Raw genomic sequence first — 25,730 nt, 5'->3', positions numbered from 1 at the left:
TTTGGACGCAAAGCCAGTATTTCTTGATTTTCTCAACAGAGAGGCCGCGCGCGCGATAGAGCGTGAACGCGATGAAAACACTGATCTTGAAATCATCCGGACGCTCACTGTTGCGCTTCCCTACAAGTTTTCAGCCAACATCTCGCAGCTAACTGAGTATGGGAACGCCAGACCTAGACTTTTTTCAGAACTCATGAAACTTATTGATGCCAAGGTAATAGACGCAACAAGCACTAGTGCAACAATCGGTGAATTCATTACAGATCGTCAGGCCAGATACGCGCACGTACCGGATCGCTATCCGTTTTACTTCAAGCAATCGGGCATTCTTGAACGTGTTCGGCTAGGCTCACATAACTCTTTTAGTATGACAGACGATTTAAGTAGAATTATCTCAGGATACAGCTCAAATCAGTTTGACTTTGAATTAGTCCGGGCAAATCCGGGTGACAAAGCTCATTTTGAAGGCGCGCTTAAGGCGACGGTTACCAAAATTCTCAACCGAGACGACTTGGCCATTACTAGAGATCTACTTGAGTCCAACCGTGGAGGGACTACACTGAACCCTCAAGAAATTGCCGCTACGACTAGGGCAATCTCGGCCATATACATGAAGAATTACTCAGAGCAGCGCGGGCTGGCAACGTGCACTGGAATTCCAGACTTCAACTACCGTGAAATCGACCTGTACTTCCCAAGATATGATTTTCCATTGATCCGACGCATTGTGCAGTCACTTGGCGGCGCTCCATTGATTTACGCCGCCAACACTGAAGAGATCCTTGCTTTATACGGTACACCAGAGCATGAACACTTTGGCTACTGTTTAGGTGCGTTCCTTGAAAGCGTTGCGGCGACGGTGAGACCGAAAACCAACCAACCTAACGACTTAGCTTCGTTGCGGACGCTTTTTCATCAGGTTTTCATTCGTGAGCTAGATGGCAGCACAGAAGCGCAGCCACAAAATGTAAAGGAGTTCTATACTAGCGGCCAACGGAGACTCCTGGCAGCCGGTGAGCGTATCGCATCCAAAGACGGATTGTTTGAAAATACATGGAGAGATTTTGTGCCCGCAAAGATGACTGGGTTGGTCGCAATCACGACCGCTACGGACAGTGAAGACACGGCACTTTTTGCATGCCTAGATGCACACGGCTTTTCGCAGAGCAGATTGTTGCGCGTTGGCGACGGTGTTCTTCAAGAGTTCGTACGCGGAGTTACACAACGCGTCGTGCACATAAGGACGAGTGCTGGGTCGATGGGTGTCAACAGTGCGGGAATGGTGCTACCCAATGTGCTGCAGGAGCTCGATATAAAGTATCTCGTGAGTGCAGGAATTTGTTTTGGCCTTAAGCCTGTAAAGGATGGACAGGAATTTCAAAAACTTGGTGACGTCTTGATTGCAACTCATATTCAAGACTATGAGACTAAACGCAAAGGTGAACAGGAGATCCCTCGTGGAGAACGCACATCTGCAAGCCCGGGGATTCTTCAAGCCACCAGAATTGCTCGCTCCCAGGCGACTGGAATAGAATATCAGATTTCAGAAGGCGTTCTGCTATCTGGCCAAATGCTGGTTGATGACGAACAAACGGTTGAAGATTTGAGAGCGACATTTCCCGAGGCGATTGGCGGTGAAATGGAAGGCAATGCTGTGGCCGGTGCTAGCATCTATAAAGGACGTCAATGGATACTGATCAAAGGTATTTGCGACTGGGGAATGGGGAAGGAAGACGGCTCACAATCCATCGCGGCGGAGCGAGCATGTAGTCTTGCGGTAAAGGCTATCGTAAACCTACTTGACGCAGAGTCCCCTTAACTCTCGGGCAAGATGCGTCTGATTTAAGAGCCAAAGAGTTTCGAAATTTCAAACTTTATCTTAAGCCGGTTGATCCAAAGCCACTTTCACCTCGTTCAGTTTGCGTAAGGTCTTGGCTCAACTCAAGAGAGATATCGGGTATTGCGACAAAGACTAGTTGAGCGATACGATCACCATGTCTTATGCGGAATCCATCTTTGCCGTGATTGATCAGGAGAACTTGAAGTTCCCCTCTATAGTCACTGTCAATTGTCCCCGGTGCGTTCAACACAGTTACACAGTGCCTTGCCGCCAAGCCCGACCGTGGCCGAATTTGCCCTTCAATTCTTTGCGGCATAGCAATTCGAATGCCCGTTGGCACTAAACGGCTCTCTTGCGGCCTAACCAGTAGCTCTCGTGAAGCTTCCGACAATCTGAGAAGGTCAGCGCGTAGATCAAATCCAGATGAGCCTTGAGTGGCTCTGGACGGTAATTCCAGTTCAACATCGGCGCCGTCAACATACTGAAATTTCACAACTTTAGTGCCCATTGTGCTGAATGCTCCTCGTCTTGAAGAAAGATGTTCACGCGCCGATACCGACGCCCAACAGGTATCAAAGAGACAGACAAAGCACAGCCCCATTTGACGCTTGAAAGTACGCTAATCGCAGCAATTTTCGAGCCCCCTCTGTCCCTTCGACTTAGGACTCCTTTGAAGCGCGCTTGAGTAGCGCTGAGAAGTTGACGACATTTTCGGTCACACAGTAAAGTACAGCTTGCCAGTATGAGCCAAATTCCGTTTTGGGAAGCTGCGAGGCGGCGAACGGCAGGTTCGAGGCCAAGGTGTCGAATGTCGCGCCTCGTAGTTGCAAACGCATTCCTCACTATCTGGGCAAGCCACTCATCGGATTTGATGGGAATACTGGGAAATGAAAACTATTGCCCGTTAATCAGTTCTGAGATCGCGGTTTGAATATCGTTCATTGTACCGACGGCGCGCTGTCTATCTTCACTCGGAACACTATTCCAACCTAAAATGTTAGCCTCTACATCGTCATAGCGCGTCTGTTGCGTCATGATTTGTTCGAGTAAGGGATTTGGATCCAGTGACAAAAATTGAAGCCAAACCCCACCAAAAAAAAGCACAAGGCAAAAGGCCATAAATACGTATAAAGGCTGGTTGTTTGTTCGCTCAGTTGACAACAAGCGGTATGCCAAGAATGCTAGCAGAAATCCCAGCCCGATTGCGCCATATCCGAGTATTGACAAAACATTCATCTGAAACTCCAATTATTATCGATCTCACTTGCGTGGCCAATAGGCACGTATCGTAGAATCTAGGCAGCGGAAATTGAGAAAAATTTCTAGCATAACACAACATACAATGCAAAACCTCTGCACCTGGGCAGGCAAGGTTTTCAGGTTAAAACCGTTAATGGCCCTTTGGTCAACTGCTTCAAATCAAACGCTTTAAGGCGAACCTTTCGCGACTGACCATAGTTGGTCGCTTTGTCCTGCACTCCTGACCCCCACATGTTCACGGGCATTGCTTCCGCAGCTAACGTCGGCTTTGTGGGCTGCGACCGCAGATAGCCAACCAGTCGGTGAAAGGCGGGTATGGGCTGTGAGTCCCGCGGACGACAGTTTGGAAGACTCGATGCTTCGACGCGGCGAGCGGCAGCACGGAGGCCTAGCACGCCATGCGATGGTTACTTCCAAAGTAGGAATTGCCGAGATGCAGCTAAACCACAGCCAGCAGCAGCAGTATGACCTCGGGTCGTCCTGCATATTTTGGTCACCAGCGCCCCGGGGCAATTCCAGCCCATGTCCTTAGAGAGCAGGCCGAAATCGCTTTGGGAACTCTGGCACGCAGTTATCTAGGCCGAGGACCATCGTCATCCTTTTTCACTGGCTGCGGTTCCCTTGCTAATCTATTCTGCATGATACACCTCATGAGGCTCTAAAATGGAAAACCTAAATCGTTTGTACGAAGAGGCCTACCGTTTAAGTGAAAAACGACTTCAAGTGCAACTCACGGCCGCGCTTGCCGCGGACGCCAGAGCTATGGCCTTTGCGGGAATTTGCCTGGCAGCTGCAGCTGTGTTGGGCGGGTTAGCCAAAGATGCTGCTAACCCAATTTTGCTATTGTCCGGGGCATTCTTGTTGGGGTTGGCTGCCTTCGTTGCCGGGTTTTCGGCCCGACCGATCGACTTTCACATGCCAGGCGCAAAATTCTCGGACTTGGAGGATGACTTTGCCAACGACGAAGATTACTATTTAGTTATCAAGCAGTTAGGTGGATTCGCTGACAGGCGCTCCGTGCAAAACGACCAGAAGCTTAGCCTGAATTCGAGATTGTTTCACTTCGCTCTAATCCTCGCAGTTATTGGGGTTGGCGTGGCTGTAGTTCCTCAATTGCTCGATGCTTTTGCTGCTGACTGCTAGCGCTCTCACCTATTTACAGAATCTTTGAGAGCTTTCGCTATCGTCATTTTGATAACTTTGTCCGCATCTTTTGCAATTATTTCTCCAGTTGCGGGATTTCGAACCATCCGTCTGGGGCGTACTCGCACAAAGACTTTTCCTATGCCGGGAATTGTCACTGCACCTCCACTAGACACTTCACGAGTGACAATTCCACCCAATGCGTCCAGCGCCAAAGAGGCTTCGCTCTGGTCGATCCCGGCTTCATTGGCAAGCGCCGCAACCAGTTGACTCCTCGTCATGAGTTTTGGCCTAGCCTTTTTGATTGGATCAGGTTCTCTGGCCATTCTCAATACCTTACGACTGTTTCGAAAGCATGCTGCCAATCATGTTGAATGACAATATTTATCTGTGACATAATCTCACATTGGCTCATAAAATCATCTTACCAGAGCTGATCTTGAACGTGAGGAACGCAACGACAATTTCTTCTGCGCAGCAGACATTCAAGCTCCTATCGCTTTCCCTTGTTCGGAGAACGGCGGCTTTGTGGTCTGCGCGCGCAGCATTCTAGTCGACTGGTGAACGGCAGGTTTGGGCCGCTCACTACCTTGTCGATCCCAAATTGGAGGTAGCAGCCTTACACTTATCCCTGCCGTTCTACGCCACGCCACTACTACGCCCTGTCTGCTGTTGCTCCTAAGCAAAGAACAGTCTTCTTGATCGATCCCGTAATCCAACGCGGGAACGACCATGACAATTACACCTCTCAAACCCGAATTCTCCACCCGCGGCGCCCGGATGCTGCGATCCGCGTTTGGTGCCGATATCGCTGCCTGGCTCGAGGACCCAACCGTCGTCGAAGTGATGCTGAACCCGGATGGTCGGATCTGGCTAGATCGCCTGTCCGAAGGGCTGTCTGACACAGGCATTCAAATCACTCCGAAGAACGGCGAACGGATCATTCGTCTCGTCGCGCATCACGTCGGTGCCGAGGTCCATGGCGCGGCGCCCCGGATATCCGCCGAACTACCCGGCACCGGGGAACGGTTCGAAGGGCTCCTCCCCCCCGTTGTCGCGGCCCCGACATTCACGATCCGAAAGCCGGCCGTCGCTGTGTTCACGCTTCAGGATTACGTCGCCAGCGGCATCATGACGTCTGATGCTGCCCAAATGCTGCGCGACGCAATCGTTGGTCGTGCCAATATCCTTGTTGCCGGTGGAACGTCGACGGGAAAGACGACGCTGACCAATGCTTTGCTGGCAGAGGTCGCCAAAAGCTCCGATCGCGTGGTCTTGATTGAGGACACCCGCGAACTTCAGTGCCTCACTCCCAATCTGGTCGCACTCCGCACCAAAGACGGCGTCGCATCCCTGTCCGACCTCGTGCGCTCGTCCCTTCGGCTTCGACCCGACCGCATTCCCATCGGGGAGGTCCGTGGCGCGGAAGCGCTTGATCTGCTCAAGGCATGGGGTACCGGCCATCCTGGTGGAATCGGAACGATCCACGCAGGGTCCGCCATGGGCGCAATCCGCCGGCTCGAACAGTTGATCCAGGAAGCCGTGGTGACGGTTCCTCGTGCGCTCATAGCGGAGACCATTGATCTCATCGCTGTGCTCACAGGCCGAGGCGCAGATCGGCGCTTGTCAGAGCTCGCCCGCGTCACCGGCCTGACCGCTGCAGGCGACTACTCCCTCGAACAGCATTTCGCCCAATCCCATGGAGATCGTCCATGACTCGCTCGCCACTATCCCGCCCCTTCCTGATTGCTCTCGCGGCGACCTTCGCGCTTACACTCGCCGACCCAGCATTGGCCGCCGGATCCGGCATGCCATGGGAGGCACCGCTTCAATCGATTCTTGAATCCATCGAGGGGCCCGTCGCCAAAATCGTTGCGGTCATCATCATCATCGTGACCGGACTAACCCTCGCGTTCGGCGATGCAGGCGGCGGGTTTCGGCGGCTCATTCAAATTGTCTTCGGGCTCACCATCGCCTTTGCCGCGTCGAGCTTCTTCCTGTCCTTCTTCTCTTTTGGCGGCGGGGCACTGATCTGATGCAGGACCACTCGACCGATATTCCCGGCTTCTACGCGCCCGTTCACCGCGCCCTGTCTGAGCCGATCCTACTAGCTGGCGCACCACGTGCGGTCGCAATCGCCAACGGCACGCTGGCCGCAGCCGTCGGCCTCGGGCTTCGTCTCTGGATCGTCGGACTGCTGTTCTGGCTCGTGGGACACCTCCTTGCGGTCTGGCTCGCGAAGCGGGACGCGCAGATTGCCGAGGTCGCGCGACGGCACCTGCGCTATCCCTCTTGGTTCGGGGTGTGATCTGATGATGCGCCTCACCGAATATCGCTCCAAATCTGCTCTTCTGGCTGATTTCCTGCCGTGGGCTGCACTCGTCGCCGATGCGGTCGTGCTCAACAAGGATGGCAGCCTGCAACGCACTGCGCTGTTTCGCGGCCCTGATCTCGATTCCGCCACACCGGCCGAGCTGGTCGCGACATCGGCCCGCCTCAACAACGCGCTGCGTCGGTTGGGCTCTGGTTGGGCCGTCTTCGTCGAGGCACAGCGCGTGCCAGCGCGAGACTATCCCGCCTCGACTTTTCCCGATCCGATTTCGGCCCTCGTGGACGTGGAACGTCGCGCACAATTCGAAGAGGCGGGGTCGCATTTCGAGAGCGCCTATTTCCTGACGCTCGTCTGGATGCCGCCCTCAGACGAGGCAAGCCGTGTTGGTGGTTGGCTCTTCGAGAACGCGCCTGACAGAGGTGCCGATCCTCTCGAACAGGTCAGAGCCTTCACTCTTCGAACAGATCGCCTGCTCGATCTCTTGGATGGCTTCATGCCGGAGGTCACATGGCTCTCGGACGAGGAGACGCTGACCTACCTCCACTCGACGGTTTCGACCCGGCGACAGCGGGTGCGTGTCCCGGACACCCCGATGCATCTGGACGCTTTGCTTGCCGACGAGCCGCTTGTCGGCGGGCTGACCCCGCGCCTCGGCTTCCAATATTTAAGAACGCTAACCATCATCGGCCTCCCCAGCGTGACGTGGCCTGGGCTGCTTGATGAGTTAAACAGCCTGCCGCTCGAGTATCGCTGGTGTACGCGGGCGATCTGCCTCGACAAGACCGATGCCACGAAACTCTTCACCCGCATCCGCCGTCAGTGGTTTGCCAAGCGTAAATCCGTCGCCGCGATCCTGAAAGAAGTGATGACGAACGAGGCCTCGACGCTGCTGGACAGCGATGCCGCCAACAAGGCTGCCGACGCTGACGAGGCGCTGCAGGAACTTGGCGCAGATATCTCAGGCGCTGCCTATGTCACGGCAACGATCACCGTCTGGGATGAGGATTCACGCACCGCAGAGGCGAAGCTCAAGGCCGTGGAGAAAATCGTCCAGGGGCGCGATTTCACCTGCATCCCGGAAACGCTCAACGCGCTCGAGGCGTGGCTTGGCTCCTTGCCCGGACATCTCTACGCCAATGTCCGGCAACCGCCGGTCTCGACGCTCAATCTCGCGCACATGATCCCGATCTCGGCGGTTTGGGCGGGACCTGAGCGCAACGACCATCTCGACGGCCCGCCGCTTTTCTTCGCCGACACGGAGGGATCGACGCCGTTCCGCTTCTCGACCCATGTGGGCGATGTCGGTCACACGCTCATCGTCGGGCCAACCGGCGCAGGCAAGTCGGTGTTGCTTTCTCTCATGGCGCTGCAATTTCGCCGCTACCCGGATGCGCAAGTCTTCGCCTTCGACTTCGGCGGCTCGATCCGATGCGCCACACTCGCCATGGGCGGTGACTGGCATGATTTGGGCGGTGCGTTTGCCGACAGCGATGACGGCGCCGTCTACCTACAACCGCTCGCGCGCATCGATGATTCCGCAGAGCGGGCCTGGGCTGCAGGCTGGATCGGCGCGATCCTTACCCGGGAAGGCATCGCGATCACGCCGGAGGTGAAGGAGCACCTCTGGACCGCCCTGACCTCTCTCGCCTCGGCCCCGATCGGGGAACGCACGATTACTGGCCTCGCCGTTCTCCTACAGGCCAATGATCTGAAACAGGCCTTGGGGCCTTATTGCCTCGGCGGCCCCCATGGGCGGCTGCTTGACGCCGAGATCGAGGACCTGGGCGCGGCATCAATCTCGGCCTTCGAGATCGAAGGACTAGTCGGCACCACGGCGTCGCCGCCCGTCCTGTCCTATATCTTCCACCGGATCGGCGATCGGCTCGACGGGCGGCCCACGTTGCTCATCATCGACGAAGGCTGGCTCGCGCTGGACGAAGCGAGTTTCGGCGGCCAACTCCGCGAGTGGCTCAAGACGCTGCGTAAGAAGAACGCCTCCGTCGTATTTGCAACCCAGTCTCTGGCCGACATCGATGCATCCCCGATTGCGCCGTCCATCATCGAAAGCTGCCCGACCCGCATCTTCCTGCCCAACGAACGCGCCTTCGAGACACAGATCGCCGACACCTATCGCCGCTTTGGGCTGAACGACCGCCAGATCGAGATCGTCGCGAGGGCTTTCCCGAAACGCGATTATTATTGCCAGTCCCGACGCGGGAACCGGCTCTTCTCGCTGGGTCTCGGCGACGTCGCACTCGCCTTCACTGCGGCCTCCTCAAAGATCGACCAGACCGCGATCAGCGACCTTCTCGTGGAACATGGCCGTGAGGGTTTTGCCAAAGCCTGGTTTCACCATCGCGGTCTGGATTGGGCCGCGGAGCTTCTCGATCCTTCAGCTGCCGCTTCCCCCGACTCTGAACCAAATCCAACACCAAAGGAGACCGATGATGACCTTCAATCCTGATCCTCGGGCGAAAGCCTGTAAGCTGACGACTGCACTGCTTGCCGCAGCCTTAGCCGTCACACCCATTCTCACCACGCCGGCCCAGGCCTTCCTCTTCGGGGCGGCCGGGCGCATCGTCTACGATCCGCAGAACCATGCCGAGAACATTCTATCCGCCGCACGGTCGCTGGAGCAGATCAACAACCAGATCACCCAGCTCCAGAACCAGGCGCAAATGCTGATGAACGAGGCGCTAAACCTTGCCAGCCTGCCGCACTCCTCCTTGGGACAACTGCAAAGTGCCCTCGGAGAAACCCAGCGGTTGCTGACCGAGGCCGAAAGCCTCGCCTTCGACGTCGCCACCATCGAAGCGGCCTTTGCGCAAAGCTACGGCACTGCCGCAGCGCAAGGCGATTTTGACGCAATGATCGGTGGCGCACGCGACCGGTGGGAGGCCTCGGTCAATGGTTTTGAGGATGCCCTCCGCATCCAGGCCGGTGTCGTCGGCAATATCGATGGTGCCCGCACCGAGATGGCCGCACTCGTCCGGGAGAGCCAGGGAGCAACGGGCGCATTGCAGGTGGCTCAAGCCGGTAACCAACTCATGGCACTTCAATCGGCGCAACTCGCCGATCTCACCGCCGCGATTGCCGCTCAGAACAGCGCGGTGTCGCTGGAGGCGGCGCGTGTCGCCTCCGCCGAAGCACAGGGCCGCGAGAACCTCACGCGCTTTCTCGACTACGGCAGCGGCTATGCACCGGGTGCCACCCGTCTGTTCCGGGATTGAGCAGATGCCACTCGCCACACATCACGTCCTGCGCGGGATTGCCATTGGTCTGGGCGGGCTTACCGTCCTCGCGGCTGCCTTCGAGTTAGGCAACTCGATACGCCCGGAACCGGTTCAACAACCTGCACCGGAAACCCCGCTGCGCACCACGCTTGAGCAATGCCGCTCTCTCACACCGGAAGACTACGCGACTGACGAAGCCTGCCGCGCCGCCTGGGACCAATCCCGGCGCCGGTTTTTCGGACTGCCATCCGATATGGCCGGGACGGAGTGAGGTCATGGGCGGTGTCGGTGTCATTGATCGGTTTCTGGAGGTCTTCGCCTCCTACATCGATTCCGGCTTCGGCCTTCTGGGCGGCGATGTCGCGTTCCTGGCGACCACCCTCATTGTCATCGACATCACGCTCGCGGCGCTGTTCTGGGCCTGGGGTGCCGACGACGACATCATCGCCCGACTGGTGAAAAAGACCCTCTTCGTCGGCGTCTTCGCTTACCTGATCGGCAACTGGAACACGCTCGCGCGGACCGTCTTCGACAGTTTCGCAGGCCTCGGGCTCGTTGCCACCGGCGGCACGATCAGCGCCGACGAATTGTTGCAACCGGGCCGCATCGCACAGGTTGGGATGGACGCCGGTCGTCCGATCCTTGCATCAATCTCGGACCTCATGGGCTTCGTGTCCTTCTTCGAGAACTTCCTGCAGATCACGATCCTGTTCTTCGCCTGGCTCGTGGTCTTGCTGTCCTTCTTCATCCTCGCGATCCAGCTTTTCGTGACGTTGATCGAATTCAAACTCGCCACCCTCGCGGGCTTCATCCTCGTCCCCTTTGGTCTGTTCAACAAGACGGCCTTCATGGCCGAACGCGTTCTCGGCCTCGTCATTTCCTCAGGCGTGAAGGTTCTCGTTCTCGCCGTCATTGTCGGGATCGGCTCGACGATCTTCGGAGACTTCACCTCCGGCTTTGCCAGTGAGCCTACCATAGAAGACGCGATGTCGGTTGTTCTCGGCGCTTTGGCGCTCCTGGCTTTAGGCATCTTTGGTCCCGGCATCGCCAACGGGATCGTTTCCGGCGGCCCGCAACTCGGCGCAGGGAGTGCTGTCGGGACCGCCGTTGCGGCGGGCGGTCTGGCGGTCGGTGGAGCCGCCGCCGGACGCATGGCACTTGGAGCGGCAGGCGCTGGCGCGCGCGGCGCAAGCGCGATGGCTGGAGGAGCTTCGACGGCGTACCAGCTTGGCTCGGCATCACGATCAACAACGGCCGGAAAGGCCGCAGGGGGCATCGCCGCCATTGGAAAGGCCGGAGTCGGGGCCGCCACGAGCCCACTGCGACGCTCGATTGCAGAGAGTGCGCAGTCCGGCGCGCGCGCTGCTTTCGCTGCAACCGGCGGCACTCATGCCGGACATTCGAACGCACCGGCGCAGAACGCGAGCCCGCCCGCTTGGGCGCGCCGCATGAAACAACAACAATCCATCCATCACGGCGTCAGCACCGCCTCCCATGTGATCCGCTCCGGCGATCATGGCGGTGGCGGATCAGCCGTCAGCCTATCGGAGAGATCCTGACCATGTTCCGACGTCCAACAGTCCGCTACTCCACCAGCCCCGAGCCCGTCACGCCCTACCAAAGGGCCTCGCAAGCATGGGACGACCGCATCGGCTCCGCCCGTGTCCAAGCCCGCAACTGGCGCTTCATGGCCTATGGGTGTCTTGCGCTAGTCGCTGGCCTCAGCGTCACGCTCGTCTGGCAATCGACGCAAAGTACCGTCATTCCGTATGTGGTCGAAGTCGACAATCTGGGCGCCGCGCAGGCGGTTGCTCCCGCATTCGCCGACTACGAGCCGACCGATCCGCAGATCGCATGGCATCTGGCCCGCTTCATCGAGAACGTTCGGCAGGTACCTGCCGACCCCATCGTGCTGCGCCAAAGCTGGCTGCGCGCCTACGACTTCACCACGGATCGCGGTGCTGTCGCTCTCAACGACTATGCACGTGTGAATGACCCCTTCGCAGCCGTCGGCGAGACCCAGATCGCCATCGAGGTCTCCAGTGTCATCCGCGCCTCCGACACCAGCTTCCGCGTCGCCTGGATGGAGCGGCGCTACGAGAACGGCCAACTCGCCGCCACCGAACGCTGGACAGCCATCCTCACCATTGTGATCCAACCGCCCCGCGATTCCGAGCGCCTGCGTCAAAACCCGCTCGGCGTCTATGTCCATGCCATCAACTGGTCGAGGGAGAGTGCCCAATGACCCATCTCAGAACCCTGTCCTGTCTTCTTCTCGCAACGACCGTCCTGACGGCCTGCGCCAACGAGCCTCCCCCGCAGATCGCCTATGACGATATCGTCCCGACCCTCTCGCCGCCCCCTGCGCCCCCGGCGGAAGACCCCCTGCGACCGGTCCACATTCCGCCCCCCTGGACGCCATCTCGTGGCGGCGACCCGGACGCAGAAACACCGGAAGCCCGGATCGCGGCCGCCAACGCCGCCGCTCGGATCGAGCCGCGCCCGGAAGGCTATTACAACGCGTTGCAGGTCTTTCCGTGGAGCGAAGGCGCACTCTATCAGGTCTATGCCGCCCCCGGTCAGATCACGACCATCACGCTGGAAGCAGGCGAGCAACTGACTGGCCCCGGCCCCATCGCAGCAGGCGACACCGCCCGCTGGATCATCGGCGACACTATCAGCGGCGCAGGCCGAACCGCCCGCGTCCATGTTCTCGTCAAACCCACGCGGCCTGACATCACCACAAATCTCGTCATCAGTACCGACCGGCGTAATTACTTGATCGAGTTGCGCGCCAGCGAAGAGATCTGGATGCCCGCCGTCGCCTGGGCCTATCCCGCAGAGCCGACACAACCTCGCATGCCAACCCTGCTGCGCCCGACCATCCCGCACGAGGCAGACCGGAACTATCGCTACGGTCTGCAAGGTGACAGCCCGCCTTGGCGTCCGGTCGCGGTCTTCGACGATGGCCGCCGGGTCTACGTGGTCTTCCCAACCGGTATAGCCCAAGGCGAGATGCCGCCTTTGTTCGTGATCGGACCGGACGGCCAAGGCCAGATCGTCAACACCCGCGTCACGGGCAATGTCCTGATCGTCGATCGGCTCTTTGGGGCTGCCGAACTCAGACTGGGAGAAGCCCGACAGGAGGTGGTGCGGATCGTGAGGATGGATGGCGTCGAGCATCGACGCGCGAATCCAAGTGCTGCGGGGGACCAGCAGAGATGACAGCTCCAACCAGCGATCCCAAAGGCCCGCGCGAAGAGCAGGACATCGCCCAGGACCTCCGTCTGCGCCCCGATCCACCGCGCGTCATGCGTCTTTCCCGAAAGGCCATAGCAGCCCTCGTGGCGACCGGGGGGCTCGGCCTCGGCGCCATTCTCATCGTGTCCCTGCAAGGTCCTCGGGCCAGCGACGTTCCTTCCGAGTTGTATTCGACCGAAGGCATTCAAGCCGCAGAGGGCCTCTCACAATTGCCTACCAACTACGGCGATGTGCCGCGTCTGGGGCCGCCGCTGCCGGGTGAGCTTGGCCGGCCCATTCTGAGTGCGCAGGAACGCGGCGATCCGGTTCCCATTCCTCCCTTCACGGGCATATCTGCACCCGGGATCGATCCAGCGGAACAACTTCGTCTGCAAGAGATCGAAGCCGCAAGGTTGAGCGCCCTCTTCGCAGAAGCACAAACCGGTTCCCAAGGCGGAGGTGCAAACCTGGGGTCTGCCCCAATGGTTTCAAGCATGTTTCCTTCGCCGCAGGGCTCCTCCGCGCCTCAAGGCACTGCAACAGGCCAGGATGCGTTCCTGACACGCGGAACGGACGCCGGCCCCACTAGCCCAGAACGGCTGATATCCCCACCAAGTCCCTACATACTCCAAGCCGGCACTGTAATTCCCGCTGCGCTGATCACCGGCCTCCGATCAGACCTGCCGGGCCAAATCGCCGCGCAAGTCACCTCCAACGTCTATGACAGCCCCTCCGGTCGCTACCTCCTCATCCCACAGGGCGCGCGGCTCCTCGGCGAATACGACAGCAACATCATCGTCGGCCAGAACCGCCTCCTTCTGGTCTGGACCCGTCTAATATTGCCAGATGGCAGATCGATCAGCCTCAATCGTGAACCCGGCACAGATGGAACAGGTGCGGCAGGCCTGCAGGATCGGGTCAACTACCATTGGGGCCGGATCTTCCTCGCCGCAGGCCTCGCGACGATCCTCAACGTCGGCCTGGAAGGAGGGGCAGCAAGCGAAGACGACATCGCCACCGCCATCCGCGAAGCGGCTCAAGGAACAATCGGGCGCACCGGAGACGAGATCGTCCGGCAACAAATCTCCGTCCCGCCAACCCTCACGATACGTCCGGGCTTCCCGGTGCGCGTGATGATTACTCGAGATCTGATCCTCGAACCTTTGGGAGAAGTGCAATGACCAAACTAAAACTCGGGGCTGTCCCCGATGAGAAACCGATCAAGATGTCGGTCGAGGTATCCGCAGAGATACACCGAGACCTCGTTGCCTACGCGGAAGTTCTTAGCAGTCAAACCGGACATAAGACTGAGCCCAAACGTATCATTGCGCCAATGTTGGCAAAGTTCATGGCGTCTGACCGTGGGTTTATGAAGGCACGAAGGACAACTCGACAAACAGGCCCATCAAGCGGCTGACGCGATGAGCAAGCTAAGATGGTTGCAGGCTCCCGCAACCAATAATATCTCTACTATAGACGCTTAGACGCCTCCCACTGGGAGGTTTTTTGCGTTTCTCGGGCCAATTGGGCTCCCCAAACTGCCTTTGAGGATTGTTTTGCGGAAAAAATACGGAGAAAAACCGCGAAAATTGACTGGAAAACGGTCCTCCAAGACGCACAGTCGGCATGATTTGAGCAAGCGGAGAGGCCAGTTGAAGCCCTCCGATTGCATCGCATATGGGGCTACTACGCTGCGCGAAGGCCCAGTATCTTGCGTGCCTGGGCCGGTGTAGCGACGGGTCTGTCATACTTCGCGCAAAGGTCCACGGCCCGCTGGATTAGGGCGGCGTTGGACGGGGCAAGGGTGTTGCGATCCAGGCGAATGTTGTCCTCCAGCCCCGCGCGGGTGTGCCCGCCGCGCGAAATTGACCATTCATTCACCGTCAGCTGAGCCGGACCGATGCCCGCCGCACACCATTGGGCGGTAGGGGCGAGGCGGTTAAGTGTCTCGATATAGAAGTCAAAAATCCTCTCGTCCGCCGGCATCGCATTCTTAACCCCCATCACGAATTGCACGTAGAGCGGACCCTTAAGGCGACCATCTGCGGCCATGCGAGCGGCCTGGACAATGTGGCTTAGATCGAAGGCCTCAATCTCGGGTTTTACGTCGTGGGCGATCATCTCCGACGCCAGCCATTCCACCAGATCAGGCGGATTTTCGTAGACGCGAGTGGGGAAGTTATTCGACCCTACAGATAGCGACGCCATGTCTGGCCGAAGCGGTAGCATCCCGCCCCTCTCGGCCCCTGCGCCAGAGCGCCCGCCGGTAGAAAGCTGCACGATCATACCGGGGCAATGGGCTTCAATCCCTTCCTTCAGACGCGCAAAACGCTCGGGGTCCGAGGTCGGTTTGCCCGCGTCATCGCGCACATGGCAATGGGCGATACTGGCCCCCGCCTCGAAGGCGGCGTGGGTGCTTTCGATCTGCTCGGCGATGGTGACAGGCACAGCGGGATTGTCGGCCTGCGTCGGTACAGATCCGGTGATCGCGACACAGATGATGCAGGGTTTGGTCATGGAAACCTCTTGTCCGGGGCCGCGCAGAATACGCGTGAGAGGGTGACCCTGCCCAAAGCCCCCTTAGATGTCAAAAAACACCGTCTCGTCGGGCCCTTGCAGGTGGATGTCGAAGCGATAGACGCCGCCGCCCTCGGGCTTTGCCAGAAGAGTGGGGATGCGGTTTTGATGCTCGATCCGGGTCAGGATCGGATCAGCGGCGTTGGCCTCGGGCTCGTCCGCGAAGTAAATGCGTGTGTGCAGGCCGATGTTAATACCTCGGGCCACGATCCAAGCGGTGATATGGGGCGCTTGCATCCGCCCATCGGGGAAGGGGACGGCGCCGGGCTTGACCGTGTTGAAGGTAAATTCACCGGTTTCCATATCACCGGGCGATCGCCCCCAGCCGGTGAAATTCGGGTCCGCTGTGCCGCGCGTCTCATTGGCCGAGGGGAATAGCCCCGCCGCGTCCGGTTGCCAGATCTCGATCATCGCATCGCGCAGGGGGGTGCCCATGCCGTCAAAGACCGTTCCTTTGATGGTGATTTCCTCCCCCTGCACGGGGCCGGTTTTCATCGAGGTACCCAGATCGCCACCATAGATATCAATGCCGGTAAAGTTCGGCGTACAGCCGATGTGAACATAGGGCCCCGCGGTCTGGCTGGGGCTTTCTTTCAGGTAATCCAGCTTCTGAGCCATGATCAAAGCCCCTCCTTACGGTTCTCAAAATAGGTTTGCCGTTGCCCGCGCAGGACCATGTCAAAGCGGAAGGCGCGGCTATCCATCGGCACCGTCCGGTTCATGTCGAGCGGCGCGGTCAGGGCGTCCACCGCTTCCTGCGACTTAAGGATACCCACGATGGGGCACAGCGGAATATGAGGGTCGCCCTCAAAATACATCTGCGTAATCAAGCGTTGGGCAAAGCCATGCCCGAACAGGGAAAAGTGAATATGCGCAGGCCGCCAGTCGTTCATGCCATTGGGCCAAGGATAGGGGCCGGGCATGATGGTGCGGAACTCGTAAGAGCCGTCCTCCCCCGTGATCGTGCGCCCACAGCCGCCAAAGTTGGGGTCCAGCGCGGCAAGGTAGCTTTCCTTCTTGTGGCGATACCGCCCGCCCGCATTGGCTTGCCAGAATTCAACCAAGGCGCCGGGAACGCCGCGCCCCATCTCGTCCATCACCCGTCCGTGGACGATGATCCGCGGCCCAATCGCGCTTTCGCCGGGGCGCGCGTAGTTGAGGATCAGATCGTTATCCAACTCTCCCAACATATGATGCCCGAACATCGGAGAGGTCTCTTCGCTCAGCGTTGTGGGAAACGACAAAAGCGCCGCCTGAGGGCTGCGTTTCACGCTGGTCTTGTAGGGCGGCGTCAGGGCATCGGGCTGCCAGTTGCGATCCCGAGGGATAAAGCCACCGGCCTTGGGGGGCGTGTTGTGGGTGCTCATAGGTCTACTCCCATCTCGGCGTAGGTTTGCTTCGCCAGTTTGATCGCATGATTGGCCTTTGGCACGCCCGCGTAAACGGCAACATGCATGAAAGCCTGCAAAACGTCCTGCGGGCTGGCACCGGTGTTGGCCGTGGCGCGGATATGCATGGGGATCTCCTCGAAGTTGCCCATCGCGGCCAGAAGCGACAGCGTCAGCATGGAGCGTTCGCGGTGCGAGATCGTGCCATCGGCCCAAACCGTCCCCCAAGCGCCTTCGGTAATCATCTGCTGGAACGGCGCATCAAAGGCGCTTTTGTTGGCCTCGGCCCGGTCCACATGGGCATCGCCCAGAACCTTGCGGCGCGTGGCCATGCCTTGGGTTTGGCGATCAGTCATGGGTGTTTCCTTCTTGGGTGGCGGGCATCAATAGGGCAGGCCAACATAGTTTTCGGCCATGGATTTCTGTGCCGCTTCATTGGAACGCAGAAACTCAATCTCGGCCAATTGCATCTTCAGATCAAAGGGCGACTGGTCTGGGTAGGTGTGCATCAAGGACGAGAACCACCAGCTGAACCGTTCCGCCTTCCAGACCCGCGCCAGCGCCTTTTCCGAGTAGCTGTCAATCCCTGCCGTGCTGGCGTTCTCGTAGAAATCCCGCAAACCGTTGTAGAGGTAATGCACGTCCGATGCGGCGGTGTTCAGCCCCTTTGCGCCGGTGGGCGGCACGATGTGGGCCGCGTCCCCGCATAGGAACAGGCGGCCCCAGCGCATGGGTTCCGTCACGAAAGACCGCAGCGGCGCGATCGATTTCTCGATGCTCGGGCCGGTGACCAGCTTCGCGGCCTCTTCCGCAGGAATGCGACGCTTCAACTCGGTCCAGAACGCCTCATCCGTCCAATCCTCGGGCCGGTCAGACAAGGAGCATTGGATGTAATAGCGGCTAAGGTTTTCATTGCGCATCGAACACAGCGCGAAGCCGCGGGGCGAATTGGCGTAGATCAATTCGTGGTTCACCGGCGGCGTTTCAGACAGGATGCCAAGCCAGCCGAAGGGGTAGACCTTCTCATATTCACGACGCACATCCAGCGGGATTGTCTCGCGGCTGACCCCATGGAACCCGTCGCACCCGGCGACGAAATCGCATTCAATCACGCGGGTGTCGCCATCAACGGTATAGTGAACCTGCGGCGTGTCGGTATCGGCCCCTTGGATCACCACATTTTCGACGTTGAATTCGATCTTCCCCCCCGCCTTTTCGCGCGCTTCATAGAGGTCTTGCGTCACCTCGGTCTGGCCGTAAACCACCACAGGCGTGCCCGTGTGTTTGCGGAAATCTATGCGGAACTGTTCATCGCCGTAGGAAACAATTGTGCCGTCGTGGGAATAACCTTCGGCGTGCAACCGCTCGGCGCAGCCTGCCTCTTCCAGCAAGCTGACCAGCCCTTGTTCCAGCACGCCCGCGCGAATGCGCCCGAGCACATAATCTTTGGTCTTGCGCTCCAGCACGACGCTATCAATGCCGCGCGTATGCAGCAGTTGCGACAGAAGCAGCCCCGATGGGCCGCCGCCAATAATTGCCACTTGGGTTTTCATAGCGTCACCTTGCCTCTTTTTTCTCACTCTACTCTTGTTTGAAGGGGTATTTAAATTGAGATATTGAGCAACTTAGTTGTCGAATTTGGAATGAGTATGGACCGCCGGATCAAGTTTCGCCACCTCGAAGCGTTTAGCGCCATCGCCCGCGCCCGCAGTTTCAAGCACGCGGCGGAACAGTTGAACCTGACCCAACCCGCGATTTCCAAGACGATGAAAGAGCTTGAAGACATTCTTGGTGTTGTCGTCATGGTGCGCAGCCGGTCCGGCGTCTCCCTTACGCCCGAGGGGGAGGTGTTCCTTCAGTTTGCCGAACAAAGCACCGCCGCCCTGCGCCAAGGTTTGCGCAGCCTTTCCCCCGGTGCCAAGGCCGCGGGCCAGTTGAAGGTCGGCGCACTTCCCAGCGTTGCTTCTGCCCTGATGCCTCGGGCCGCTGTCTCCTTTGCCGAGGCCAACCCCGATACTCATCTGGAGGTTCACGAAGGGCTGCACCGGGATCTGACAGCACGGCTCCGCAGTGGCGGCCTTGATCTGGTCGTGGGCCGCTTGGGCACCCCCGATGCGATGGTGGGCTTGGGGTTTCAGCAGCTTTATACGGAAGAGGTGGTGATCGTCGCCAACCCCCAAAGCCCCGCCATCCACCTCCGCGATTTTGCCGAGTTGGATCGGTTCCGCGTGCTCTACCCGCCCAAGGATTCCGCCATTCGCCCCCTTGTGGCACGGATGCTTATCGCCCGCAGCGTGCCCCTGTTCCCGCACCGGATTGAAACCGCCGCCCCTGCCTTTGGCCACACGGCGACCTTGGCGGACCCAAACACAATCTGGGTTATCAGCCGGGGCGTTGTGGCCGAGGCGATTGCCCAGGGCCGCCTTGTGCCCTTGACGATCGATATGAGCGCGACACAGGGCGCGGTTGGTATCATGAGCCGGGCAGAGGATGTCCCCTCGGTCGCGCAGCGTGCCTTTGTCAAAGAACTGCGCCACCTCTGTGAAGGCCCAAGATAGGGGCGATCTCGCTTGCTCCGGTCCCGGGGGAACCGTAAGAAAAGGAAACAGAACTGCGCCCGATTGCGCGCCGATGGAAAGCGTTGTTTCCGAAAGTGACCATCCGCCTCCTCAGAACCCTTGTAGCCGTGGCCGACGCCAAGACCTTTTCGGCCGCCGCCGAGACGGTCCACGTCACCCATGCCGCCGTCAGCCAGCAAATGCGCACGCTCGAGGCTGACTTGGGCGTCGCTCTGTTTGACCGCAGCACCCGCACGCCCGAGCTGACGCCCATCGCTCACCAAATTGTTGCCAAGGCGCGGGTGCTCTTGTCCGATTACGATAGCCTCGTCTCCTCGGTTCTGGATGAGGATGGCCTGAGCGGCGATGTCCGCCTGGGGGCGCTCGGCACCACGTTGACCGGGCTGACGCCGCGCGCGATGGCCGTCTTGAAGGACCGGTTCCCCGGCATCGGTTTGCACATTCGCCCCGGCCTGACTGGCGATCTTCTGGCCGAGGTTGAACGCGGCGCATTGGACGCCGCAATTGTCACCAAGCCGATGTTACTGCCCCTGCGGGTGCAGTTTCGCCCCTTGGCGCACGAGCCCTTACAGCTGATCGCCCCCGCAGATGAGCCAAGCGATGATCCCATCGCGTTGCTGCAAAACCGCCCCTTCATCCGTTTCAACCGCAGCGCCGTGCTGGGCGTGTTGATCGAGAACTGGATACTCTCCAAACGCCTGCGCGTGTCCGAGGCGATGGAGCTCAACAGCGCCGAGTCGATTTCCTCCATGGTGCAGGCGGGGCTTGGGGTGTCGATTGTCCCCGATCTGGCCGTGCGCCCCGCCGATGGCGTCACCGTGAAACGCCTGTCCCTTGGGGCAGATGCGCCCTCGCGGACCCTTGGGCTTGTGTACTCCAAAGACCAGTTCAAAACCCGCGTGATCGAAGAGGTTTTTCAATCCTTGCTGAGCGTCATTCCCCCTGAACAACGGGCCGCGCAACCGTGAGTGCGCAACTCATCACTTTCCTGCTTCTGGGGGCTGCGGCAGGCGGCTTTATCAACGGGCTATCGGGCACAGGCACAGCCCTGTTCGCGCTGGGGTTCTACCTTGTGGTGCTGGACCCGGTCACCGCCGTGGCGATCGTGGCGCTGATGTCTGTGGTGGCGGGCGTGCAGGGCGTCTGGGTCGTGCGCGAGGCCATCCTTGCGCAACCGCGCCGCCTGTTGCGTTTCGTGCTGCCGGGGCTGGTGGGCGTGCCCTTGGGCGTCTGGCTGCTGAACGGGCTGGACGCCACGGCCCTGCGCCTTGGGGTGGCGGGCTTCCTGATCCTCTACGGCGGCTATTTCGCCATCCGTCGGTCCTTGCCCGCGTTCTCGCGCCGGACACCCGTGCTCGATGGTCTGATCGGCGGCTTGGCCGGCATCCTTGGCGGGGCGGCGGGCATGTCGGGGGCGTTGCCGTCGATGTGGATGTCCCTGCGCCCTTGGACCAAGTTTGAGACCCGCGCCGTTTTGCAGCCATTCAACATGGTGATGCTGATCACCACCGTGACCCTTTTGTACCTGCGCGGCGCTTACGAGGGCGCAGGAATGGCGCTTCTGATCACCATCCCCACGGGCCTGATCGCGGCGCAAATCGGCATCGCCGTGTTCCGGCGCTTGTCCGATACGGCGTTCCGTTGGGTGCTGATCCTGCTGACCCTCGCCATGGGGATCGGCGTGGGCATGAGCGAGCTTCTCTAGATCGGCTCCCCCCCCGAGGCGGATGCCTCAATTGACCTCACCCCGAGGCGGATGCCTCAATTGACCTCACCCCGAGGCGGATGCCTCAATTGACATCACCCATGAGGCGGATGCCTCAAATAACCTCACCCAAAGTCGGACGCCTCAAATAACCTCATCCGTCCGGTCATCGCTTTCGCCATAGCGCTTCAGGGTCGCAGGCCGTGTGCCTTCATACACCCGTGCCACGTTCTCGGCGATCTTGGCGTTTTCGCGCTCGAACAGGCAGTCGCCGTTCATGTCAGAGGCCACGATAAACGGCCCCATCTTGTTGCACTTCAACACCCACATCGCCTGCGCCAGACCCAACTCCTCGTTCCAGTGAACGGCCTCGACATTCTCCACCCCGCGCCCGAGCAAAGCGCCGGTGCCGTAACCCACGGTCGAAAGGTAAACCGCGCCATTGGGCACGAAGTATTCCCTATAGTCCTTCGACGTCATGCCGCCCTTACCCACGATCAGCTTCGCGCCGGTCTTCTCCATCCACTCCGGCAACCACTTGGCAAACCGGAAGGACGCGGTGGCCGTCACCGCCCCCATGTCGAAACTACCGTCTGGGTTGATCCGCGCCGCCGGAGAGCAATGAAAATTCGCCGCACTCTGCGCAGGCAGTTCCATCGGGATGTTGGCGCGGTCTTCCAACGCACGCATGTAAACGCCTTCGCGCGCCGTATACATCAGGCCGGAAAGGTAGACGATATCGCCCAACCGCAACTGGGCAATGTCCTCGTCCGAGGGGGTGGTCGATAGGATGATTTCACGCAGGCTCATGAGGTGCCTCCTAAAGTTGTGACGGTGTGGGCCGATGATATTCGTGAAGCGCACACATCCTTGCCCACCCGATGATTTTCTCGGTGAAAAATCATCGTCATTCTGCCGCCTCCAAACCCGCTTCCGGCCAATCCACCGTTTCCCGCCGCTGATAGGGCGTGAACCAATCGGGGTCCGTGCGGTACTCTACCCGCCCATCGCCATAGACCCTCGCTACAGCGCGGCGTGACGACAGACAGAACGCATGCACAGACATCGGCATGCCCCCGGTGTGGCAGTAACCCACCTCGATATTGCAATCGATCACCATGTTCTTGCCCACAAACCCCATCGCGCCCATGCCAATGGAGTTGCCAAGCTCCTTGAACTCATCCTCCATCTCCGCAATGCGCGGGTCCGAGTTGCGCGAACCAACCACCCGCAAGGTGGAGGCCCGCTTGCCAAGGTTCATGCACACATCCTTGGAGCCGCCCAACCCGATCCCGATGATCGCCGGCTGACACGCCAACCCGCGCTTGCCGAACGCCATCAGACTGTCCAGATAGAACCGCTTGATCCCCTGAACCCCATCAGACGGGAACAACATCCGGTAATCGGTGCCAAACAAGCCGCCCTTGTGAACGGTAATCAGATCGACCCAATCGGCCCCCTCTCCCGGTGCGGCGGGCTCAAACCCATACTCAATCTCAGGCGCCCCGATACCGACGTTGTTGTTGTGGTCCGTGCGCCACAACGGATGCACCCTGTTAGGCCTCAGCGGCACGCCATTGGTGGCGCTGGCCGTGGCGCGCCTCAACGCGGCCTCCAACCCCACCATGCCCCCCTCGACGCTGGCATCATTGCCCATCTTCACAAACCACCGTGGCACGCCGGTATCCCCGCACATCGCGCGGCGGTCCTCCTTGGCGGCCTCGTAATTATCCAACATTGCCTTCAGCACGAACGACGACAAATCCCCGTCTTCGGTTTTCGCCGCCTCCTGCAACCCATCCAGATAATCCTGTGGGATCTCGATCGCGGCCTTATCCATCAAGGCCTCAGCCGTCGCTTGTATCAACTTAATGGGGATCACGGATCCGCTCCTTCATCTTGGCCTTACAACTCCGGGGAGCGCGAGGGGCAGCGCCCCTCGCATTGGGCGACGACACCGTCGGCGCAATCCCTCTATGACGAGGCGCACACCTTACTGCGCCGCCACCAATGTCTCTGGCGCACCCTCCGGCAACACCGTCTCTCCGGGGCGCACTATGGTGAATTGCACCGGCTGGTTTTCCACGCGAACCTCCCCGTCCTTCAAACTTGCCACCGTAAACGCGCTGTCTTCCATCGCGCCCGGCTCGGGGAAATCCTCCCGGAAATGCGCCCCGCGGGAATTCTCTCTCTCAATCCCCGCCTTGGTAATCACCTCCGAGATATCGCAGAGCGACCGCAGGTTCAGCCAATCGTGCCATGTCAGGTTGAACGCCAGGTTCCCCCCGTCCACTCCCACATCCATCAGCGCGTCAGACACCTCTGCGATCCCCGTCAAACCGCGCTTCATGCCGGCTTCCGTCCGCATCACGCCGACCTCTTCCCACATCAAATCCTGCAATTGTTTGCGCAGGGGAAGCACCAGATCCGGCTTGCGCGATAGCGGATAAATTGCCCGCTCGAACTCTGCGGCCAAGACCTCTTCGTCAGGCTCGCGCAGCGCCATGCCCGCCACGTCACGGCCCATCGTGTCGCCCGCGATGCCGCCATAGACGGTAGAGTTCGCAACCCCGTTGCCCCCCAACCGGTTAGATCCATGGGCCCCGCCCGCGTCCTCTCCGGCCACGTACAAGCCCTCCATCGCAGTGCGCGTGTCCACGTCCACAATCACACCGCCCATGAAGTAATGGGCCGTCGGCACGACCTCTACCTTGCCAGCGGCCAGGTCAAAGCCACTGTCGGCACAGCGGTTCACCATGCCTTTGAACTTCTTGCGTACAAAGTCCGGGCCAAGGTGGCTCATCGAAATAAAGACCCCCTCCTGCTCGGGGTTATTGTTCTTGCGCATTTCGGCATAGATCCCTCGGGACACCACATCGCGTGTCGCCCGTTCGCCCTTGCCGTCATAATCAAACATGAACCGCGCGCCGGAGTGATTTATGAGCTGCCCCCCCGCGCCGCGCAGACCCTCCTCCAGCACGGTGCCAGTCATCCGCGTATGGTCCCCCGCCAGTAGCCCGGTCGGGTGGAACTGCACCATCTCCATATCGCGCAGGGGCAGCCCGGCCCGCAAAGCCATGGCAAGGCCGTCCATCGTCTTGTCGCCGCTGGGCGTGTGATACTTATACATCGTTGGCCCGCCACCGGTGCCCATCAGCACCGTCTTGGCCCGCACCAACCGGAATTTGCCGGTCCGCATGTCGATCATCAGCACGCCCGCCAGCGCCGAGCCGTCCTTGGTGGGGATCAGCCCCACGGCCCGGTGTTCTTGCAGCTTTTCGACACCACTGGCGAGGACCTTCTCCATCAGGCGGTTGATGATCTCGATCCCCGTCAGATCGCCCTTGTGTACGGTCCGGTCGGCGGTCTGACCTGCAAACGCCTTTTGGTGCAGCGAGCCGTCCTTGTTGCGATCAAAGAAGCAGCCGACCTCGTTTTCCAACTCTCGGATACGGACAACGGCCTGCTCACACAGCCGCCACGCCATGTCCTGATTGGGCAGCCATTTGCCGCCATTGATCGTGTCCATGAAATGCCGCTCGACCGTGTCGCCACCGCCAAGGGCCACGTTATAGCCGCCCTGCACCATCCGCGTGCAGCCGCATTTCCCGATCAGGCCCTTCACGGCAATGGTGATCTTGGTGCCCTCGGGCGCGGTCTGCTTGGCGTGCAGCGCAGCAAACAGCCCCGCCCCCCCGGTGCCGAGGATCAGGATATCGGTGTCGTGTCGCTCAATGTCCGAAATACGCATCAGATAGCCTGCATGAAAAAGAGGGTTGCGATAAAGAACGACGCGGCGGCGGCGCCTGCGGCCAGCGATTTTTGTGGCCCGCTCCACGGCAGGAACTCCATCGCCATCAGGCGCAGGCCCCCGAACATGTGAACGGCAAGCAAGAAGACGAGACCGAATTCCGCCACCTTCACAAGGCTGACACTGGTAATCTCCGCGAAAGCGTCAAAGCGGGCGGGGTTGGTCAGCGCCATCGCCATCACCCAGAAATGCACGGGCAGAAACAGCGCCAGCGCAAGGCCCGAAAGGCGGTGAATGATAAACGCCACCCACAGCGGATGGGCGCGGTTGATGACAGCTTTCATAGCGCCCCCCCAAAGGTTACGGCCCACACGGCACGGGCGCCAAGGGCAAGTAGCCCCGCGCCGATGATCCACATGACGGCCTCTAGCGCGGGGCCGCGCAATCCGGCCCATTCATGGGCAAGGACGCGCAGGCCAATGGCCCCGTGGATCGCCACGGCCACCACGAAGGTGCCGTAGAACAGGAACCACACGACTGACCCTTGGGTGCGGCCCAGGATTTCCTCGGCCGAAATCCCGCCCTGGATCGCGTAGATCATCACCGCCAAATGCCCCAACACCAGCGGCGCCATCAAAAGCGCCGTGACCCGTTGCATCATATAAAGCCTCAGCGTCAGCAT

General features: G+C 59.7%; 29 protein-coding genes. 16 read left to right on the top strand and 13 right to left on the bottom strand.

All coding sequences use genetic code 11. The annotated features are described in order from the left end of the window. Position 1: 1 nt before the first annotated feature. Positions 2–1,819, top strand: coding sequence for a hypothetical protein (locus tag K3728_17695; protein UWQ95480.1), 1,818 nt, complete (start codon positions 2–4; stop codon positions 1,817–1,819). A gap of 55 nt (positions 1,820–1,874) precedes the next feature. Here the strand turns inward: K3728_17695 and dut are convergent, their stop codons facing one another. Beyond that, positions 1,875–2,348, bottom strand: coding sequence for a dUTP diphosphatase (gene dut / locus K3728_17690; protein UWQ95479.1), 474 nt, complete (start codon positions 2,346–2,348; stop codon positions 1,875–1,877). Positions 2,349–2,734: 386 nt separating this feature from the next. Continuing rightward, positions 2,735–3,076: a hypothetical protein gene (locus K3728_17685; GenBank protein ID UWQ95478.1), complete on the bottom strand. Its 342-nt coding sequence runs from the start codon at positions 3,074–3,076 to the stop codon at positions 2,735–2,737. A gap of 687 nt (positions 3,077–3,763) precedes the next feature. On the opposite strand from K3728_17685, the gene K3728_17680 reads away from it, so the two are divergent. Then, complete coding sequence (locus K3728_17680; protein UWQ95477.1) at positions 3,764–4,243, top strand: hypothetical protein; 480 nt, start codon at positions 3,764–3,766, stop codon at positions 4,241–4,243. Between the two features lie 5 nt (positions 4,244–4,248). Here the strand turns inward: K3728_17680 and K3728_17675 are convergent, their stop codons facing one another. Then, complete coding sequence (locus K3728_17675) at positions 4,249–4,524, bottom strand: HU family DNA-binding protein (protein UWQ97615.1); 276 nt, start codon at positions 4,522–4,524, stop codon at positions 4,249–4,251. 451 nt (positions 4,525–4,975) lie between these two features. On the opposite strand from K3728_17675, the gene trbB reads away from it, so the two are divergent. From trbB to K3728_17620, 11 genes are all read left to right on the top strand, one after another. After that, complete coding sequence (trbB, locus tag K3728_17670) at positions 4,976–5,959, top strand: P-type conjugative transfer ATPase TrbB (protein UWQ95476.1); 984 nt, start codon at positions 4,976–4,978, stop codon at positions 5,957–5,959. Continuing rightward, positions 5,956–6,279, top strand: coding sequence for a TrbC/VirB2 family protein (locus K3728_17665; GenBank protein UWQ95475.1), 324 nt, complete (start codon positions 5,956–5,958; stop codon positions 6,277–6,279). Before trbB ends, K3728_17665 begins: the two co-directional genes overlap by 4 nt. Then, entirely contained in the window at positions 6,279–6,551 is a 273-nt protein-coding gene (locus K3728_17660) for a VirB3 family type IV secretion system protein (GenBank protein UWQ95474.1), read from the top strand. The genes K3728_17665 and K3728_17660 overlap by 1 nt, the downstream gene beginning before the upstream one ends. A gap of 4 nt (positions 6,552–6,555) precedes the next feature. Continuing rightward, the gene (locus K3728_17655; protein UWQ95473.1) at positions 6,556–9,039 is read left to right on the top strand and encodes a conjugal transfer protein TrbE; all 2,484 of its coding nucleotides are present in this window, start codon (positions 6,556–6,558) and stop codon (positions 9,037–9,039) included. Further along, positions 9,023–9,805 (top strand): P-type conjugative transfer protein TrbJ, encoded by a 783-nt coding sequence (gene trbJ, locus K3728_17650; GenBank protein ID UWQ97614.1) that lies wholly within the window; start codon positions 9,023–9,025, stop codon positions 9,803–9,805. Before K3728_17655 ends, trbJ begins: the two co-directional genes overlap by 17 nt. A gap of 4 nt (positions 9,806–9,809) precedes the next feature. Continuing rightward, positions 9,810–10,079 (top strand): putative entry exclusion protein TrbK-alt, encoded by a 270-nt coding sequence (gene trbK-alt, locus K3728_17645; GenBank protein ID UWQ95472.1) that lies wholly within the window; start codon positions 9,810–9,812, stop codon positions 10,077–10,079. Positions 10,080–10,083: 4 nt separating this feature from the next. Next, positions 10,084–11,367, top strand: a complete 1,284-nt coding sequence (gene trbL, locus K3728_17640; protein ID UWQ95471.1) for a P-type conjugative transfer protein TrbL — start codon at positions 10,084–10,086, stop codon at positions 11,365–11,367. Continuing rightward, entirely contained in the window at positions 11,364–12,053 is a 690-nt protein-coding gene (locus tag K3728_17635; GenBank protein ID UWQ97613.1) for a conjugal transfer protein TrbF, read from the top strand. Before trbL ends, K3728_17635 begins: the two co-directional genes overlap by 4 nt. Next, entirely contained in the window at positions 12,050–13,033 is a 984-nt protein-coding gene (trbG, locus tag K3728_17630) for a P-type conjugative transfer protein TrbG (GenBank protein ID UWQ95470.1), read from the top strand. Before K3728_17635 ends, trbG begins: the two co-directional genes overlap by 4 nt. A gap of 86 nt (positions 13,034–13,119) precedes the next feature. Then, on the top strand, positions 13,120–14,229 hold the full coding sequence (locus K3728_17625) for a conjugal transfer protein TraI (protein UWQ97612.1): 1,110 nt from the start codon (positions 13,120–13,122) through the stop codon (positions 14,227–14,229). After that, entirely contained in the window at positions 14,226–14,465 is a 240-nt protein-coding gene (locus K3728_17620) for a DUF2274 domain-containing protein (protein UWQ95469.1), read from the top strand. The genes K3728_17625 and K3728_17620 overlap by 4 nt, the downstream gene beginning before the upstream one ends. 269 nt (positions 14,466–14,734) lie before the next feature. Here the strand turns inward: K3728_17620 and K3728_17615 are convergent, their stop codons facing one another. The 5 genes from K3728_17615 to pobA form a co-directional block, all read right to left on the bottom strand. Continuing rightward, on the bottom strand, positions 14,735–15,565 hold the full coding sequence (locus tag K3728_17615) for a 3-keto-5-aminohexanoate cleavage protein (GenBank protein UWQ95468.1): 831 nt from the start codon (positions 15,563–15,565) through the stop codon (positions 14,735–14,737). 63 nt (positions 15,566–15,628) lie between these two features. Further along, a complete protein-coding gene (gene pcaG, locus K3728_17610; protein UWQ95467.1) occupies positions 15,629–16,243 on the bottom strand; it encodes a protocatechuate 3,4-dioxygenase subunit alpha in 615 nt (204 codons plus the stop codon). A gap of 2 nt (positions 16,244–16,245) precedes the next feature. Beyond that, complete coding sequence (gene pcaH / locus K3728_17605) at positions 16,246–16,992, bottom strand: protocatechuate 3,4-dioxygenase subunit beta (protein UWQ95466.1); 747 nt, start codon at positions 16,990–16,992, stop codon at positions 16,246–16,248. Further along, complete coding sequence (pcaC, locus tag K3728_17600) at positions 16,989–17,369, bottom strand: 4-carboxymuconolactone decarboxylase (GenBank protein ID UWQ95465.1); 381 nt, start codon at positions 17,367–17,369, stop codon at positions 16,989–16,991. Before pcaC ends, pcaH begins: the two co-directional genes overlap by 4 nt. 27 nt (positions 17,370–17,396) lie before the next feature. After that, complete coding sequence (gene pobA / locus K3728_17595) at positions 17,397–18,566, bottom strand: 4-hydroxybenzoate 3-monooxygenase (GenBank protein ID UWQ95464.1); 1,170 nt, start codon at positions 18,564–18,566, stop codon at positions 17,397–17,399. A gap of 96 nt (positions 18,567–18,662) precedes the next feature. On the opposite strand from pobA, the gene pcaQ reads away from it, so the two are divergent. From pcaQ to K3728_17580, 3 genes are all read left to right on the top strand, one after another. Beyond that, positions 18,663–19,571: a pca operon transcription factor PcaQ gene (pcaQ, locus tag K3728_17590; GenBank protein ID UWQ97611.1), complete on the top strand. Its 909-nt coding sequence runs from the start codon at positions 18,663–18,665 to the stop codon at positions 19,569–19,571. A 95-nt stretch (positions 19,572–19,666) separates the two neighbouring features. Then, positions 19,667–20,560, top strand: a complete 894-nt coding sequence (locus K3728_17585) for a LysR family transcriptional regulator (GenBank protein UWQ95463.1) — start codon at positions 19,667–19,669, stop codon at positions 20,558–20,560. Then, on the top strand, positions 20,557–21,297 hold the full coding sequence (locus K3728_17580) for a sulfite exporter TauE/SafE family protein (protein UWQ95462.1): 741 nt from the start codon (positions 20,557–20,559) through the stop codon (positions 21,295–21,297). Before K3728_17585 ends, K3728_17580 begins: the two co-directional genes overlap by 4 nt. Before the next feature lie 144 nt (positions 21,298–21,441). On the opposite strand, the gene K3728_17575 is transcribed toward K3728_17580, so the two are convergent. The 5 genes from K3728_17575 to K3728_17555 form a co-directional block, all read right to left on the bottom strand. Beyond that, positions 21,442–22,107 (bottom strand): fumarate hydratase C-terminal domain-containing protein, encoded by a 666-nt coding sequence (locus K3728_17575; GenBank protein ID UWQ95461.1) that lies wholly within the window; start codon positions 22,105–22,107, stop codon positions 21,442–21,444. A gap of 97 nt (positions 22,108–22,204) precedes the next feature. Beyond that, a complete protein-coding gene (locus tag K3728_17570; protein UWQ95460.1) occupies positions 22,205–23,179 on the bottom strand; it encodes a fumarate hydratase in 975 nt (324 codons plus the stop codon). A 111-nt stretch (positions 23,180–23,290) separates the two neighbouring features. After that, complete coding sequence (locus K3728_17565; GenBank protein ID UWQ95459.1) at positions 23,291–25,048, bottom strand: FAD-binding protein; 1,758 nt, start codon at positions 25,046–25,048, stop codon at positions 23,291–23,293. Continuing rightward, the gene (sdhC, locus tag K3728_17560) at positions 25,048–25,392 is read right to left on the bottom strand and encodes a succinate dehydrogenase, cytochrome b556 subunit (GenBank protein ID UWQ95458.1); all 345 of its coding nucleotides are present in this window, start codon (positions 25,390–25,392) and stop codon (positions 25,048–25,050) included. The genes K3728_17565 and sdhC overlap by 1 nt, the downstream gene beginning before the upstream one ends. Then, on the bottom strand, positions 25,389–25,730 hold the full coding sequence (locus tag K3728_17555) for a succinate dehydrogenase (protein ID UWQ95457.1): 342 nt from the start codon (positions 25,728–25,730) through the stop codon (positions 25,389–25,391). Before K3728_17555 ends, sdhC begins: the two co-directional genes overlap by 4 nt.

Source organism: Rhodobacteraceae bacterium M385, assembly GCA_025141835.1.
Lineage (GTDB): Bacteria > Pseudomonadota > Alphaproteobacteria > Rhodobacterales > Rhodobacteraceae > Gymnodinialimonas.
This window is presented reverse-complemented; position numbering and strand designations above follow the sequence as displayed.